General features: G+C 38.9%; 15 protein-coding genes and 2 pseudogenes. 12 read left to right on the top strand and 5 right to left on the bottom strand.

Features of this window, described 5'->3' with window-relative positions:
* Positions 1–2: 2 nt before the first annotated feature.
* Positions 3–1,532 carry a cryptochrome/photolyase family protein gene (locus HYG88_RS00725; protein ID WP_178882397.1) on the bottom strand — a complete coding sequence of 510 codons (1,530 nt, stop codon included), beginning with the start codon at positions 1,530–1,532 and terminating at the stop codon, positions 3–5.
* 756 nt (positions 1,533–2,288) lie between these two features.
* Here HYG88_RS00725 and modA point away from each other — a divergent pair.
* From modA to HYG88_RS00710, 3 genes are read left to right on the top strand one after another with little or no spacing between them, the layout of a single operon-like run.
* Positions 2,289–3,059, top strand: a complete 771-nt coding sequence (gene modA / locus HYG88_RS00720) for a molybdate ABC transporter substrate-binding protein (protein ID WP_005161425.1) — start codon at positions 2,289–2,291, stop codon at positions 3,057–3,059.
* A gap of 4 nt (positions 3,060–3,063) precedes the next feature.
* Entirely contained in the window at positions 3,064–3,753 is a 690-nt protein-coding gene (modB, locus tag HYG88_RS00715; protein WP_178882396.1) for a molybdate ABC transporter permease subunit, read from the top strand.
* Positions 3,754–3,755: 2 nt separating this feature from the next.
* A complete protein-coding gene (locus HYG88_RS00710; protein WP_005161420.1) occupies positions 3,756–4,373 on the top strand; it encodes a molybdenum ABC transporter ATP-binding protein in 618 nt (205 codons plus the stop codon).
* 139 nt (positions 4,374–4,512) lie between these two features.
* On the opposite strand, the gene chrA is transcribed toward HYG88_RS00710, so the two are convergent.
* Entirely contained in the window at positions 4,513–5,856 is a 1,344-nt protein-coding gene (gene chrA / locus HYG88_RS00705; protein ID WP_005161417.1) for a chromate efflux transporter, read from the bottom strand.
* Between the two features lie 258 nt (positions 5,857–6,114).
* Here chrA and HYG88_RS00700 point away from each other — a divergent pair.
* A pseudogene (locus tag HYG88_RS00700) lies at positions 6,115–6,378 on the top strand (IS701 family transposase); the annotation flags it as partial.
* A gap of 109 nt (positions 6,379–6,487) precedes the next feature.
* Here HYG88_RS00700 and HYG88_RS00695 read toward each other — a convergent pair.
* Positions 6,488–7,588, bottom strand: a complete 1,101-nt coding sequence (locus tag HYG88_RS00695; protein ID WP_034602731.1) for an AraC family transcriptional regulator — start codon at positions 7,586–7,588, stop codon at positions 6,488–6,490.
* 61 nt (positions 7,589–7,649) lie between these two features.
* On the opposite strand from HYG88_RS00695, the gene HYG88_RS00690 reads away from it, so the two are divergent.
* The 3 genes from HYG88_RS00690 to HYG88_RS00680 all read left to right on the top strand — a co-directional run bounded on the left by HYG88_RS00690 (position 7,650) and on the right by HYG88_RS00680 (position 12,079).
* Positions 7,650–9,398 carry a neutral/alkaline non-lysosomal ceramidase N-terminal domain-containing protein gene (locus tag HYG88_RS00690; protein ID WP_005161412.1) on the top strand — a complete coding sequence of 583 codons (1,749 nt, stop codon included), beginning with the start codon at positions 7,650–7,652 and terminating at the stop codon, positions 9,396–9,398.
* Positions 9,395–10,681, top strand: a complete 1,287-nt coding sequence (locus HYG88_RS00685) for a D-arabinono-1,4-lactone oxidase (protein ID WP_005161411.1) — start codon at positions 9,395–9,397, stop codon at positions 10,679–10,681. Before HYG88_RS00690 ends, HYG88_RS00685 begins: the two co-directional genes overlap by 4 nt.
* Positions 10,682–10,915: 234 nt before the next feature.
* On the top strand, positions 10,916–12,079 hold the full coding sequence (locus tag HYG88_RS00680; protein ID WP_005161405.1) for an alanine racemase: 1,164 nt from the start codon (positions 10,916–10,918) through the stop codon (positions 12,077–12,079).
* A 44-nt stretch (positions 12,080–12,123) separates the two neighbouring features.
* On the opposite strand, the gene HYG88_RS00675 is transcribed toward HYG88_RS00680, so the two are convergent.
* Complete coding sequence (locus HYG88_RS00675) at positions 12,124–12,564, bottom strand: universal stress protein (RefSeq protein ID WP_005161401.1); 441 nt, start codon at positions 12,562–12,564, stop codon at positions 12,124–12,126.
* A gap of 213 nt (positions 12,565–12,777) precedes the next feature.
* Here HYG88_RS00675 and HYG88_RS00670 point away from each other — a divergent pair, with 213 nt between their 5' ends.
* Both HYG88_RS00670 and HYG88_RS00665 read left to right on the top strand, forming a co-directional pair.
* Positions 12,778–13,068, top strand: a complete 291-nt coding sequence (locus HYG88_RS00670; RefSeq protein WP_005161399.1) for a hypothetical protein — start codon at positions 12,778–12,780, stop codon at positions 13,066–13,068.
* 109 nt (positions 13,069–13,177) lie between these two features.
* Positions 13,178–13,669 (top strand): DUF2505 family protein, encoded by a 492-nt coding sequence (locus HYG88_RS00665; protein WP_005161389.1) that lies wholly within the window; start codon positions 13,178–13,180, stop codon positions 13,667–13,669.
* A gap of 45 nt (positions 13,670–13,714) precedes the next feature.
* Here HYG88_RS00665 and HYG88_RS00660 read toward each other — a convergent pair whose 3' ends face one another.
* A complete protein-coding gene (locus tag HYG88_RS00660; RefSeq protein ID WP_034602845.1) occupies positions 13,715–13,918 on the bottom strand; it encodes a hypothetical protein in 204 nt (67 codons plus the stop codon).
* A 130-nt stretch (positions 13,919–14,048) separates the two neighbouring features.
* Here HYG88_RS00660 and def point away from each other — a divergent pair, with 130 nt between their 5' ends.
* The 3 genes and pseudogenes from def to HYG88_RS00645 form a co-directional block, all read left to right on the top strand.
* Complete coding sequence (gene def, locus HYG88_RS00655; protein WP_005161384.1) at positions 14,049–14,531, top strand: peptide deformylase; 483 nt, start codon at positions 14,049–14,051, stop codon at positions 14,529–14,531.
* Between the two features lie 115 nt (positions 14,532–14,646).
* Entirely contained in the window at positions 14,647–15,924 is a 1,278-nt protein-coding gene (locus HYG88_RS00650) for a glutaminase (RefSeq protein ID WP_005161379.1), read from the top strand.
* Between the two features lie 107 nt (positions 15,925–16,031).
* Positions 16,032–16,151 (top strand): annotated as a pseudogene (locus HYG88_RS00645) (DUF559 domain-containing protein); the annotation flags it as partial.
* Positions 16,152–16,268 lie beyond the last annotated feature (117 nt).

Raw genomic sequence — 16,268 nt, 5'->3', positions numbered from 1 at the left:
TTTTAGAGTTCTTCGATCTGATTTTGAAGATGGGAGGCACGTTTTAAAATACGATTTTGTTCAGATAATTCTAATTTATCCCATTGCTTATACATCATTGTCATCCGCGGATTTGAACTAAAAAAGACTCGATTTCGATGTAGAAAGTCCCAATATAAACTGTTGAATGGGCAACTATCATGATCAGTTTTGGTTTTTACATTGTAATGGCAGTGTTGACAGTAATTGGACATTTTATGAATGTAATTACCTGATGCTGCATAAGGTTTACTTGCAACAAGACCAGCATCTGCAAATAAAACCATTCCATGAGTATTTGGAAGTTGTACCCATTCAAATGCATCAGCATAAACGCTCAAATACCATTCATTGACTTGCTTGGGTGAGATACCATTCAGTAATGTGAAATTACCAATCACCATCAAGCGTTGAATATGGTGAGCATAAGCATTTTCCAAAGAGTTTCTTAAACATTCATGCATACATTGCATTTTTGTTTCAGCAGTCCAAAAATAGCTGGGCAAGTCTCTTTCAGCATTTAATTTATTGAGATCACGATAATTTGGCATACACAGCCAATAAATGCCGCGAATAAATTCACGCCAACCTAGTATTTGTCGAATAAAACCCTCAGCAGCGTTCAACGGAATTTGGTTATTGTAATAAGCTGATTCAGCAGCATCACAAACTTCTTTCGGTGACAGCAATCCACAGTTTAGATAGGGAGAAAGGAGGCTATGGAACATATAATCTTGTTGGTTCACCATAGCATCTTGATATTGACCAAAATGGACTAATTGATGTTGGATAAAATAATCAAGGGCTTGAAGTGCCTGTTGACGTGTAGTTGCCCAGTTGAAATGATCAATTTGACCAATATGATCTTGAAACTCTGCTTTAACTAAAGCGATCACATCTAAATCAATCTGGTCATGAGTAAAATATAAAGCAGGAGAAATAGCGGGGGTTCCATTCCACTTTTGACGATTATCACTATCAAAATTCCATTTTCCTCCAATTGGTTTATCCGCCTGCATCAAATAGCCTGTTTGCTGTCTTAACTTTCGGTAGAAAAACTCCATCCGTAGGACTTTGGTAGTTGAACTCCATTGTTTAAAAGCTTGAATCGAAGAGAAAAAACGATCGTCTATAAGGATTTGTATGGGAATGTTAAGTTCTTTTTCCCAACTATTTTCCATTTGATATTGTAAGCGGTATTCTCCACATTCGGTTATGACTAAACCTTTTGCCTCTTGTTTATCTAATTGAGACTTAAGAAATTGAAGAAAATTGTTTGTTGTTTTTGAACGGTCAAAAACTTGATAACGAACAGTCCATCCTTGTTGTTTAAGATGTTTGGCAAAATGTCGCATTGCACTAAAAATGAGTGCAATTTTCTGAGGATGGTGTTTTACATAAGTGGCTTCTTCAACCAGTTCCGCCATTAAAATCACATCTTCATGTTTATCAAGTCGTTTTAATGTGGCGATTTCTTCCGAGAGTTGATCACCTAAAATTAAACCGTAGCGCATAAGCTTTCACGCTTAAAAATTTGAATATAGTTTTTCGGTTGTAAAGTTCTTGTGAATACTGCAATTCTTTTTAATCGTATTGGATTGAGAGCTTTTAAATTAAGCAGCATGGGCACTTAAATAAATAGCTAAAACTTGAATATACATTATGAAATATTCTCAGTGAAAGAAACAGGTAACATCAATCAAATGCGCATCTAATTTTTGACCGCAACAATTACAGCTCAGCGTTGGTTGAATGACATTGCCACAGCTTTTGTGTGAGCTACATTAATCATCCAATTTTTTGGCATAGCCATTGCTTTATGCTGGTTGAAAAATATCTATGCTCAGGCTCTTGGAATAGATACAAAGTATTTTTCGTTTGTTTCCTTCTTGAAACATATTTCACCATATTTTTTGTATTTTTGGAGTGAAATCTTTTGCTTATCGCTATATTTCTGAGAATATATTTTTAAGTATGAAGTATATTTTATCGTTCTGATTTCAATAGAATTAGAATCTTTAAAATGCGACCTTTGCAAAAGGGGAAAAGGTTTCATAATTTGGATTGCACTAAATTGAGCTGTTTTTAATTTTTGCACCAAACTGGGATGAACTCACATTAGGTGAAATTGAATTTCATCATGCTGTGAGATTTTATTTTGACTCATAGCATCATTAAAAATAGCAAAGCCCTAATCTCTGTTATTTTTAGCATATTTTTATCTTTCGATATGTTTTTAAAAATATATTGATTTATGAGGGAAAAGTGGCATGCCGATCAATATGAAAGCGATCCGTGTTTTATGTACTATCTTTGCTTGTAGCGTATTTTCTAGTAGCAATGTTTTTGCGAATGAGTCTGTAACGGTCTATGCCGCAGCAAGTTTGACCAACGCGGTGAATGAATTAGATGCAATCTACGAACAAAAAAATAAAGTTGAAGTAAAGACTTCTTATGCGGGTTCTTCAACGCTAGCTAAGCAGATTGAAGCAGGTGCACCAGCTGATGTATTTATTTCGGCCGATGTGCAATGGATGGATTATTTGCAAAAAAAACAGTTGGTATCGGCAAATGATCGCGTGAATTTATTGGGTAATCGTTTGGTAGTGATTGCTCCCAAAGCTCGTCCAATCAAATTAAAAATGAATAAAAGTTTTGATTTCACTAGGGTTGCTCAAGGTAAATGGTGTACAGGTGATACTAAGAGTGTACCTGTTGGGAAATATGCAAAGCAGGCTTTGAATTCGATCGGCTGGTGGGATAAGGTTTCAACTCGTCTAGTGGAAACAGAAGATGTACGTGCAGCCTTAAACTTTGTGGCACATGGTGAATGTCAGTTAGGGATTGTTTACGCTACTGATGCAGCGATCAGCAAAAATGTCATCATCGTTGGAACATTTCCAGAAAATACCCATCAACCTATTATTTATCCAATAGGTTTAGTAAAAAAGAATACAGAGTCAATGAAATTCTATAAGTTTTTACAAAGCAGTCAGGCAATAAAAGTATTTAAAAAATATGGTTTTAGCGTACTTAAGTAATTAAATGATGATTCTGACTCCTGAAGAGCTTGAGGTGTTGCTACTGTCATCTAAAGTAGCAGCAACATGTTTGATTGTGAGTTTAATTCCAGCAATTTTGATTGCTTGGATTTTAGCTAGGAAAGAGTTCTGGGGTAAATCACTATTTGAAACACTGGTTTTCTTACCTTTAGTGTTACCACCAGTTGTACCTGGTTATTTGTTACTTCAAATTTTTGGCAATCGAGGCATCATAGGACAATATCTAGCACCACTTGGATTGGAGTTTGCGTTTAATTGGAAAGGGGCGGTATTGGCATCTGCGGTAATGGGCTTTCCTTTACTCGTACAATCAATTCGATTGGCGTTTGAACTGGTGGATCAGCGTTTAGAAATGGCTGCAAAAACCTTAGGTGCATCCTCTTTCGGGGCATTTATGCAGGTAACTTTGCCACTTGCAAGTAGCGGAATTTTGGTGGGGAGCATTTTATGTTTTTGCCGAAGTTTGGGTGAGTTTGGTGCAACAATTACTTTTGTTGGCAATATTGCCAGTGAAACTCGTACTTTGCCTTTAGCCATGTATAGTTTGATGCAGCAACCTGATACTGAAGCCGCAGTATGGCGATTGATTATTTTGTCTTTATCTGTGGCGTTTTTTGCGTTGTGGTTTGCGCAATGGTTCAATCGTTATCAGAAAAATAAACGTGGTCGTTAAGCATGATTGATTGTCATATCCAACTTACCCAAGGACAATTTTCTCTAGATCAACGCTTTCAATCCGATCAGTCTGTGATTGGTTTATTTGGAGCTTCAGGTTCAGGAAAAACCACGATTTTGCATAGTATTGCAGGCTTAGTTACGCCGCAAGCAGGTTGGATCAAAATCAAAAATCAAACATGGTTTAATCAGGCACAGAAAATTAATCTGACTACACAACAACGTCGTATTGGTCTTGTATTTCAGGACGCACAGTTATTTCCGCATAAAAACGTCAAGCAGAATCTATTGTTTGGATTTAAGCATATTCAACCGCAGCAACGTCAGTTTGAGGTGGACTATATTATTGAGTTACTCAAGTTAGAACATCTGATTGAGCGAATGCCCATGAAACTATCTGGCGGGGAAAAACAGCGTGTCGCATTGGGACGAGCATTGCTGTATTCACCACAAGTGTTGTTATTAGATGAGCCACTTTCTGCATTGGATGCAGCACATAAAGCAGAGATCATTCCTTTTTTTCAAAGCGTCAAACAGGAATTAGGCATTCCAATGTTATATGTCAGCCATGATAAATCTGAGATTGAGCAGCTCACCCATGAAATCTGGTATTTATAAATAGCGCTGTAATAAAGCCAGAAATTTCTGTACTTCCTCATCATTGACATGATCAACATCTTTTAATAGTGGAAATTCATCATATTGAATAGATTGGGGTGACTAGAGTTGATTTATGCATCAACTCTAGTGCGAATTTTTATACAAATAGGTATAGAACTAAACCAAAAAGTGCAGAAGCGAAAATCACATAAAGCACATTGATTTGGAATTTAAACAGCGCAATCATCGCAGCGATTGTGACGATTGCCGCTTCATAATTAAAAGCGTGATCGAAACCCTGTGGCCACAGCACATGATAACTAAAGAAAAGTGCAAGATTGAGAATAACCCCCACGACAGCAGCGGTAATTGCCGTAAGTGGTGCTGTAAATTTAAGTTCATTATGAGTGGATTCAATAATCGGAGCACCTGCGAGAATGAACACAAAGGAAAATAAAAAAGTAAACCATGTGACAATGACAGCGCCGAGTGTACCTGCCAAGAATAGATGATCTGCACCTAACAAGGCATGATTAAAGCCCCCTACAAATCCAACGAATGCAACCACCATAATCAGTGGGCCTGGAGTACTTTCACCCAATGCCAATCCATCAATCATTTGGGTTGGACTGAGCCATGCATAGTGATTCACCGCACCTTGATACACATAAGGTAATACGGCATAAGCTCCACCAAATGTCAGTAATGCAGCCTTGGTAAAGAACCATGCCATTTGGGTATAAGCATGTTGCCATCCTAAGCTTAAGGTTAAACTGATCATTGGGATACACCATAACAATGCTGCGATAACGAGGATTTTAGTCAGTTGAGTCCAACGGAAAATAGCATGTGCAGGAGGAGGCGTATCATCATCAATCAGGGCAGCACCATAATGTTTTTGCTTGCCTTGATGGGTGCTTTGAGTTGCAAATAAGTGTGGTTGCTTTTTACTCAGTAAATAGCCTAGTATCGCGGCACTCAATACAATCAATGGAAAGGGAATATTGAAGAAAAAGATCGCGATAAAAGCAGTAGCGGCAATCAAATATAAGAAATTGTTTTTGAGTGAGCGGCTACCAATGCGATAAGTTGCATGGAATACAATTGCTGTTACGGCAGGTTTGATACCATAAAATAATCCAGCAATAATTGGCACATCACCAAACTGTACATAAATCCATGACAAGGCAATTAGAATAAATAAAGAAGGCAGCACAAATAGAATGCCTGCAACTAAGCCACCTGCGGTTCGATGCATCAACCAACCAATATAAATGGCGAGTTGTTGTGCTTCAGGGCCAGGTAAAAGCATGCAATAGTTGAGTGCATGTAAGAATCTTTTTTCAGAAATCCAACGTTTCTGTTCGACTAGTTCTTGGTGCATCACTGCAATTTGACCTGCTGGTCCTCCAAAACTAATGAAGCCTAATTTCAACCAAAATAAAAAGGCTTGCCAAAAAGGAATAGAGTCCAGAGCTTTTATTCGATCAGATTGCTGCATAATTATTCTCAGATAGAGCGTTTATTTTCTGAATATCGCGAGTTGTATTGCACACCATAAGAAGTTGTCGATTCTAAATGAATCCAATTCATTTCTTTATATATTTAATTGCTTTAATAATTCAAATTAATGACTTTTAATAAATTTTTCTGATTGCAGAATAATAAAAACAAAGTGTTTATATCGATAAAAAATATAAATATAGGACTTACGCATTGACGGATTCAAAAAAGTATTAAAATGCTTTATAAAGTATCTGTGATCAGACGAATTAAAAATGCTTCTACAGCAACTTGTACTCTACCCATTTATATGGGCTTTCTCATGACAGAACCGAACTCTATTAGCTGCACACAACTTGCCGAGACTTATAACATCTCGCATGATAGTGTAAATCGCTTTCTAGAGCGTGAAGACTACACACCTCACGACCTATATCAATAAGCAATTCAACATATTGATAATAATAAACTTATTGTCAGTATTGATGATACTGTTTTAGATAAACCGTATAGTCAGCATACATGCCACCGAGCGCGGTAGTGAATATTTGCGAGAATTTAAAATTACAAGAAAAGGCATTTCCGGTTCTCTTTTATCTGCGCTTGGAAATTTCTAGACCGTTTGATTCTTAGGCATTAAGTAAAATGATCTCTTGTTTATAAACCGAAGGCGCTTGCCCTGTCCAGCGTTTAAAGGCACGTCGGAATTCACGTAATTCGCTAAAACCCAGTTGCAGGCTAATCTCACTCATGGACAGGTTTTGTCCCAGTAATTGTTTGGCTTTACGTTCCAATACATTTTGCCGAATTTGTTGAAAACTCAGACCTTCCAATAATAATTGCCGTCTTAAATGGCGTTCGCTGATGTGTAATTGTTCTGCGGCTTGCTGCATCTCGAAACGCTCAGGTAAATGCTGTTCAATCAAATGATCAAGTAAATGTACATAGCCGACCTGATTGAGCCGGTCGATTTCTTTTAAGGCTTGTTCACAGATTTGGATAGCAGTTGCGTAATTGGCAGGGCTGTAATTTTTTAAGCTGCGCTGCAACATGCTGCTGCTAAAGCGCATGATATTTTTATCACTGTTAAATTGAATTGGGCAGCCAAAGATATCATTATATTGCTGTTGATATTCGCTTGCTAAATAGCTGAGCTCAAGACTGATCACATCATTATGGTCGCCCAGCATTGCATTTAAACAGGTGATGATGCTGCTGAATAATTCATCATAGAAAAAGGCTTTAAGTTCATTGCAGGGATAGGGTTCAGTGACTTCTAATTCACAAAGATCAGCGTGGATAGAAAAGTCGATATTTAAGACACTGCCAGAAATCCGATGGTAGCGCAGTGCAATGTCTAGAGCATCTGCAACGGTTTTACAGGATTGCATGGCAAAGCCCAAAATCCCCATCGAAATCAGACCTTCGCTACTGCCAAGCTTTAAACCAAGGTCGGGCTGCTGATAGGTGGTCATGGCTTGACCAACCACATCACAGAGTTGGCTAAAACTGACCACAGCTTGGGTTTGCTGTATTTGTGCAATGTCTAAACCTGAATTCTGAAACCATGCAGCATAATCCCACTGTTGCTGCTCTGCATAATGGATCAGGCTCGCCAGAATGGTGGGTGGAATAAATTGCTGTTGATCATTTTTATCGCTGCTACGTATAGGCATAAGTCCGTTTTGCCCCCTAAAGAAAAGTCTCTTTAACCCTGTTGCGTATAGCATAATTTTGATTAACTTTCAACATGCTTTAACACAGTTATAAAAAAATCGAAAGGAAGTCGTGATGTATCAGGTGGGTTGGGATAAACAACAAATCAAAATTACACCGAAAGGCTATGCCATGTTTGGTTATGGACAATGGTCACATCGTGCCTATGAACAGCGCACAGCGTTATATGCACGTAGCTTTACTATTGTTGATCAGCAACAGCATCGGCTCATTATCTGCTGTCTGGATTTAGGCTGTATTACCCATGCGATGCGTAGCCAAACCGTAGAGAGACTCATCGAAACTCTAGGTTCAGCATTTGATGAAAATCAATTGGTCCTCATGGCAACCCATACTCACTCAGGACCTGGCGGTTGTGGCTATGAAGCTTTATACAATATGCCAACCCCTGGTTTTGTGCCTGAACATTTAACTGCCATTGTTGAGGCGATTGTATTGAGTATTCAAAATGCGATTGTATCTGAACAAGACACCGAGATTTTTTTAGGGACGCAGCATTTTCCAGAACAGACACCTGTCGCATGGAATCGTTCAATCAAAGCCTATAATCGGAATCCAGAAGTTCAGCCACGTACCGAAGCTGAAACGCATTTAGCCTTGAACAGAGAAATGCAGTTGATCGGTTTCTATCGTGAGCAACAACTACAGTCGTTTATTTCATTATTTGGTGTCCATGCAACCTGTTTGGGAAATTCTTTAAACGCCTATGATGGCGATAATAAAGGCTATGCAGCCGTATTCTCTGAGCAGGCTTTAATTGAGCAAGGGATTCAAAATCCAGTCACAATTTTTGCTCAAGCAACTGCAGGGGACGTATCACCGCATTTTCATGGCAAAGATCAGCTGAAGATTCGCAATAAGATTAAAGGCGAGCAGGAATATCAATACGCACAACAAAATGGTCGTTATCAAAGTGAGCTGGCTTTGACGGCTTTACAGTCCAATATTCCTAAAAATTTACATAAAGTTGAAGGCAAGATCGATGCTGTTTTGTCCTATGTTGATTTGAGTAATATTGAGATTCCAGATGAGTTTGCAGCGGGGCAAAAGCATGCAAAAACCAGTCAGCCTTGTCATGGCACCGCATTTTTTGCAGGCACGCCTGTCGATGGTTTAGGTGCGCCAAAAGTTTTAATTAAAGGGATGCAGTTTTTAGCCGATCAATTTCGCAGACAGAAAACCAAGCATTCAAAAGCAGCTGATTTTGCAGACTATCAGCAGTTGTATGCCTCTCAAGGACCAAAACAGATCTTACTGGAAGCAGGTGCTAAAAAGATTTTAGGTCAACCGATTGGTTTTCCACCGAGTATGCTTGATCCGTTGATTGCAGAAATGAACCGACAAGTGAAAGCGGGGGCGATTCAGCACAGTTCTTTAGTCCCGAGCGTTGTTCCATTACAGATTATACGATTAGGTCAATTGGCTTTGATTTGCTGTCCAGGCGAATTTACCACCATCGCAGGGCAGCGTGTGGTTGACACCGTCAAGCAGACGCTTGCTACACAGGCGTCAATAGAGAGGGTCTGGTTGGCATCGTATTGCAATGATTATATGGGTTATGTCACCACCTATGAAGAATACCAACAACAAGCTTATGAGGGTGGGCATACCTTATTTGGTCAATGGACATTGGCAGCTTGTCAGAGCAAATTCAAAGATTTGGCAAAACAATTGTTGTTAGAAAAAAATAAACGTCATTACGATGAAATGACACGACCACAGCCGATTCCAGAAAACGAACTCGCAAAACGCAGCAATCATGGCAATTTAAAAACTGCCGTTAGCCAAGGAGAGGCAGTATGAGTGATTTAACACAAGGCATTTGGACAAACTGGTCAGGCTTTCAAAAAGCCAAGCCACAACAGATTTTACAACCAGTCAATATTCAAGAATTACAGTCGATTGTTTATGAACAGCAAAAAATAAGAGTCGTGGGTGCAGGGCATTCCTTTACGCCGTTGGTGTGTACCGATGCGACCTTAGTATCTTTAGATCGAATCTCAGGTGTTGCATCTTTCGATGTAGAACACTGTCAGAGCAATATTTATGCGGGTACACGTTTATACGATTTAGATCAGCATTTACAGCAGCAATCCATCAATCAGGCTTTGATGAATCAAGGAGATATTGATCAGCAAAGTCTGGCGGGTGCAGTTTCTACAGGCACACATGGCACAGGTGCAGATTTACATTGTATTTCAGCCTATGTTGAAGCTTTTGAGTTATTGACGGCATCTGGTGAAATCCTAAAATGCAGTCGCACAGAGAACTCTGAAATCTTTGCCGCAGGGCGGGTTTCTTTGGGTAGCTTGGGAATCTTAACCAAGATCACTATGCAGAATCGACCTCGCTATAAGCTGAAAGAGCATATTCAACTTTGTCTAGTCGAGGACATGATGCAAAACATTCAGCAATGGAAGCATCAGCATCGACATATCGAGTGTTTTGTATTTCCCCATGAAAAGCAGTTGATGTTGAAAACTTTGGATGAAACCGATGCAGCAATTTTACCTCGGAAAGAGAATTTCCCATCGGATGATACCTTACTGACCTTATGCTCTGAGTTGACCAAAAACTTTCCATCACTAAATCCTTATTTACAGAAACTATTAGGCATCTTTGTCAAACCAACCACCTATGTCGATTGGTCGAGCAAGATATTTCCAACACCGCGTAATACCAAGTTCAATGAAATGGAGTATCAGATTCCCGTTGATCGTGGAATTGAGTGTTTGGATGAAGTATTACATGCTTTAAGAACGTATAAAGTCGCCACCTTTTTTCCGCTCGAATTTCGCTTTGTGAAAGGTGATGATATTTGGCTCAGTCCTTTTTATCAGCAGGACTCGATTTCGATATCAGTACATCAATATCATAAGCAAGATCCGAAGTTGATTTTTGATGTGGTTGAGCCGATTTTGCAGAAATATCGAGGGCGTCCGCATTGGGGTAAAATGCATCATATGACCAGCACACAGCTTCGGGCTGTATATCCAAAGTGGGATGATTTTATGGCTTTGCGTCAGCAGCTTGATCCAGAAGCTAAGTTTTTAAATCCCTATCTGGAAAAGCTGTTTTTAGGTTAAATAGAGTTTTTTATGAGTTGAAAGTATTTAACGGAATCATATCGAGTTCTCATCCAATTAAGGGTGAAGCTTTCAGCTAGATTTACTTTGGTTTCATCCTAAAAAGTATAAGATGCATTTAAACTCTTGCGTTTTGCCAAAGCTTTGGTCGTTTTGGCTTACTCAGGTTGTAGATGACATTCCCTTGTATAAGATGGTTTTTTAGGATCAGGATTAAATAAAAAAGGTATAGCCATGTTGGATCATTATTTTAAACAACTCAATCTTGACCTAAAAAAACAGGGGATTGCGACCCCGCAACTTATTGTAGATGCGGCTGCGTTAAAACAAAATATCCAACATGTACAACTGCGTTTGTCACATGCACCACATTTAAAAGCACGCTTGGTAGTGAAATCATTAGCAAGCCTAGAATTACTTAAGTTGCTATCTGAACAACTGAATACGCAACGCTTTATGGTATTTCATCAACCGCATATTGTTTCGATCTTAGAAAATTTTGCCGAAGCCAATATTTTGTTGGGTAAACCAATGCCCGCTCAAGCAGTCCATCAATTTTTTGATCAACATGCGGAGTGGTCAAATGCCAACATTCAGTGGCTGATTGATACCAAGCAACGCTTACAACAGTATCTTGAGATTGCTCAGCTCTATGCTCTATCTTTGCATGTGAATATTGAGATTGATGTTGGTTTGCATCGTGGTGGCGTGCAATCGGCAGCACAGATGGTCGAAATATTAAAGTTGATTCAACAGTATCCGCAGTATTTAAAGCTTTCTGGTTTGATGGGCTATGATGCACATGTCACTAAAATTCCAGCCATCATTAAAAAACCTGAATTGGCTTATCAAAGCTCACAGCAGACCTATGCCGATTACCAAAAGCTAATTAAACAGCAGTTTCCATCGCTGTGGAGTGATGCGCTGTGTTTTAATGGTGGTGGTAGTCTAACCTTTAGCTTTCATACCACTGAAAGTGTCTGCAATGATTTGTCTTTTGGTTCAATGCTCTTAAAACCAAGTGATTTTGACAGTGATTTTTTAAAGGCTTTACAGCCTGCTTTATGGATTGCATCGCCAGTCTTAAAAGTTTTACCTTTTACCCAGCTGCCATCAATGTCTTTACTCGATAAATTGCCACATAAGTATAAGGCACTGTTTATTTATGGCGGCTATTGGCTAGCGAATTATGTCTATCCAAAACAAGCGCATCCACATGCATTGTATGGGCGAAGTAGTAATCAGGAGTTGGTCAATGTACCCAAGGATTGTGATATTCAGGTCGATGATTTTGTTTTTTTAAGACCGACACAGAGTGAAGCGATTATTCTTCAGTTTTCTAAGTTGAAGCTTTATCGCGCACATGCTTTTGAGACATGGCAAAGCTTTCGGGAATAAAAAAGCCTTGTGCGATCACACAAGGCTTTGCATTTTGTCTCAGTTTATTGTTTGACAATCAGCACAGGAATATGTGATTCCGTTAAAACAGCACGCGCTACACTACCCAGTAATAAGCGTTTTACGCCTGTACGACCATGTGAACCCATAATAATAAGGTCTGCGCCAATTTCATCAGCTATAAAAATAATGCCTTCACTCGCTACACCATGCTGAATTTTGGTTTGAACCTCAATTCCATCGCGAATGAAAGATTGAGCAATATCTTGTAGTTGGGTTTTAGCATGCGCTTCAGCCTGCATAAAATGATCGGTAATGGCTGGTGCAACTTGATAAAAATCAACACCGACATATGGATCAACAGCCACCACGCTGAGTACAGTCACTTTTGCCCCTGATAATTTTGCTAAAGACAGTGTATGTTCAACTGCTGCATAAGAAATTGGAGAATCATCAACAGCGACTAAAATATTTTGATAAGACATATTTACTCCTTATAGTTTATCGTTGTAAAAGATAAAAGTATAAGCAGTTGATAACACATTGAACCTATTCTAGCAAATGGGACGATCATCTAAAACCTATGATAACGCTGAATATAATCTAGAAATATAGGAAATCCCTCAGCAAAATATGGGTCTAAGAGAATCTCTGTATTTTTGTAATTTTTCTTCATATTTATCGGCATAGGAACATCCGTGTTACTCAGTTTAGAAGCATTCAAACAACAAAAATTTGATCAAGTCGCAGCAAAAATTATGGCTGATCCAGAGCGTTATCTCGCATTTGACTCAGTTTCAGATTTTTATAAAGCTGAATGGCTAGATGAGTTTCCACAAGGGGCGACATGGTCTGCTACAGGATTAGATGATGGCGCTGAGCAGTTTTATGCAGTCATCGAATATGGCAATCACTATCTCTATATCAGCCGAACGGAGCGAGTAACGGTAAAATTAGGTATAAGACATCATTACAATAAAAATTATTAATCCGGGCAGTCATTAATTTTTACATGTTCAGATTTTGTGATTGAAATGAGAATGATATAATTTGCTGCGATGATGAAACCTTAATTAAAACTAAACGGAAATTTAAAAAATGGCACATCAATTTACGGTAAATGAAACAATTCATGGCGTTTCAATTGAAGATTTTTCAAGATTAGTTGCTATGACTTCATTGCATGAAGCAGTATGTAAGCGTATTCCAGGTGAGAACTTAGAAATTATTGAATCTGCTGTAAAAGGTGATATTTATACCTTACGTCGTGAATATAATCTTGATGTGAATATCCCAGATGTGGCTAAAAAATTATTAAAAAATGCATTCCGTTTAAAACGTTCTGATATTACTGATTTAAAAAATTTAACCTCAACTGTAGAGCTAGGCGCAAACTTACCTTTAGAAGCAAAAGCTGAACGTAAGGTAACAGGTAACAGTAACCAAGTAGACATTACTCTGACCTGGACGGTAAAGGTGAAAGTACCTTTGATCGGTGGAATGCTTGAAAAGCATGCAGAGGGCGAGATTCGCAAGTTTAGCCAGCTTGAGATTGAAATTGTTGAGGATGAATTAAAGAAAAACCTTTAATTTAGATGCGATAAAAGAACTCTCCGTAAGGGGAGTTTTTTTATTTTAGAAGCGTAGAAAATAGGGCAATATTGAGATAACCACACCGATGACACTTAATAAAGTCGTACTTTCGATAAAATAAGGATAAATCATCAGAACTAAACCGCAAACTAAAGGCACAGTCATTTTTTGCTTTTTGCCATACATAAAATAGCCTAAGCCAATTGAGCTAAAGATCACACCAAGAAAAAGCTGGGTTGCGTTCATTGTGATTTGCCATACGTTATTTTTATCGTGCATATACTATGACAAGATTCTCAAATGAAAATTATAGAAGCGTGAATAAATATCGAATACGATGTGTGTGAGTATTGATCAAAAATAATTAGGTCGTGGGATGAATGTAATTTTACCTGTAGCGCAACGCGGTGAAGAGATTTTAAAAATTAAAGCGACTGCGGTTGCTCAGGGGGAGTTTAATAGCGAGTGGCTATTGCAACTGGCTTCTGCGATGCATGCCACTATGCTTGAACGTAATGGTGTAGGGATAGCAGCGCCACAAGTGTATATCTCTAAGCGAGTGATCATCGTTGCTTCGCGATCAAATCCACGTTATCCCGAAGCACCTGAAATGGATGCCGTAGTAATGGTCAATCCTGAGATTTTGGAGTTTTCTCAAGCGACTTGTTTGGGGGAAGAAGGGTGTTTAAGTGTTCCTGATGAGCGTGGGCAAGTGCAACGAGCCCAGAGTATCAAAGTGCGTTATCACACTTTACAAGGTGAGGTGATTGAAACAATATTTGATGGTTTTCCTGCACGAATTGTGCAGCATGAGGTGGATCATTTAAATGGGATACTGTTTGTAGAACGAGTGAGTTAAGTTTATTGCTTAGACATTAAAAAAATTACAAAAGCTATAATTTGAATATTATCAGTACCCTGTATCATAAAACTTAATTGATATGAACAATTGAAATCTTTAAAGGCAGACAACCATGAAAACGCCTCTTCCTGATTATTTGGCACACGTAATTGATGCCTGTGATACTGATAATAGTGGTCGTCTAGCCGATTATATTCCTGAGTTAGCCAATGCCAATCCCAATCGGTTGGCTTTGGCGTTGTCTACTGTAGATGGTGAAGTCTATTCAGTGGGCGATGATGAGATTGAGTTTACGATTCAATCGATGTCTAAACCTTTTACTTATGCCTATGTGCTACAAAAGCTTGGAATAGATGCGGTATTAGACAAAGTAGGTGTTGAACCTTCTGGAGAAGCATTCAATCAGATTTCACTTGGGAATGATCGCCGTCCCAAAAATCCAATGATTAACTCAGGTGCAATCACCACACATTCATTGATTCCAATCAAAGAAGGGCTACAAGGCGCAGAAATTCTACGTGAGTTTATGAGCGAACTGGCTGGGCGTGAACTACGTTTTGATGATGCTGTCTATCAGTCCGAGGTAAAAACTGCCTATCGTAATCTTTCGATAGGGTATATGTTGCGAACCGTCGGGATTTTGGAGAGCGATCCTGTTGATATTGTGAATGGCTATATTCGTCAGTGTTCGATTTTGGTCACGGTGAAAGATCTCGTTCGTATGGGAAGTGTGCTTGCCAATGGTGGGGTTGATCCTAAAACAGGTAAACGGCTATTGAATCGTGCAGTGGTACGCCAAGTTCTCAGTGTGATGATGAGTTGCGGCATGTATGATGCTGCTGGTGATTGGCTCACGACGGTTGGTATCCCAGCCAAAAGTGGAGTGGCAGGTGGGATATTAGGTGTATTGCCGGGGCAGGTCAGTATTGCAGCTTTTTCACCAAAGTTAGATGAACATGGTAATAGTGTACGTGGTATAGAGATTTTAGAACGGTTATCACGTGACATGGGCTTACATTTGATGGAAGGCACATCTTCGGCACAAACCATTGTACAAAGCCATTATCTGACAGGAAAAAATGCGTCATTAAGTGTATATGTGCTGCGCGGTGTATTGAAATTTACTGAAGCTGAAATGTTGTTACGGACTTTGCAGTGTGAACCTGTAAATAAGAATACAATCGTGATTGATTTGAGTCAGATTTCACTGATCCATGATGTAGGTAAACGGATGTTTTTAGAGGGGATTGATCGTTTGATTGATGATGGTCATAGCTTGCTTTTGGTTGACCCCGAACAGCGTTTGGATCATGCACGAACCCATAAAGATCGAATATTGCATGTTTATCAAAATCTAGAGGATTTGATTGAGAAGCATAAGGAGCTGTAGGAGTAGAGAGAGTCTATATTTAATATAGGTTCAAAATAGCGTTTATATATTGTGCTAGAGACGTTTGGATCAAGTTGAGTAGTTGTCTGTTTTAAAGGTAGGTATTGATGAAGCCTTATAATAAAAATTTAAAGCAAGCATCTCGAAATTTAAGAAGTAATATGACAGATGCTGAGCAACTGCTATGGCAAAGAATCAGACGTAAACAGATTTTAGAATTACAGTTTTAGAATCAACTGACTGGATTTAGTCCCTCCCAACCTCCCTTTGAAAAAGGGAGGGGTTGTCACGTAACTCATTTGATACGCAAAAGTTCCCCTCTTTTTTAAAGAAGATGAGAAGCA

Source organism: Acinetobacter sp. SwsAc4 (genome assembly GCF_013391535.1).
Lineage (GTDB): Bacteria > Pseudomonadota > Gammaproteobacteria > Pseudomonadales > Moraxellaceae > Acinetobacter.
This window is presented reverse-complemented; position numbering and strand designations above follow the sequence as displayed.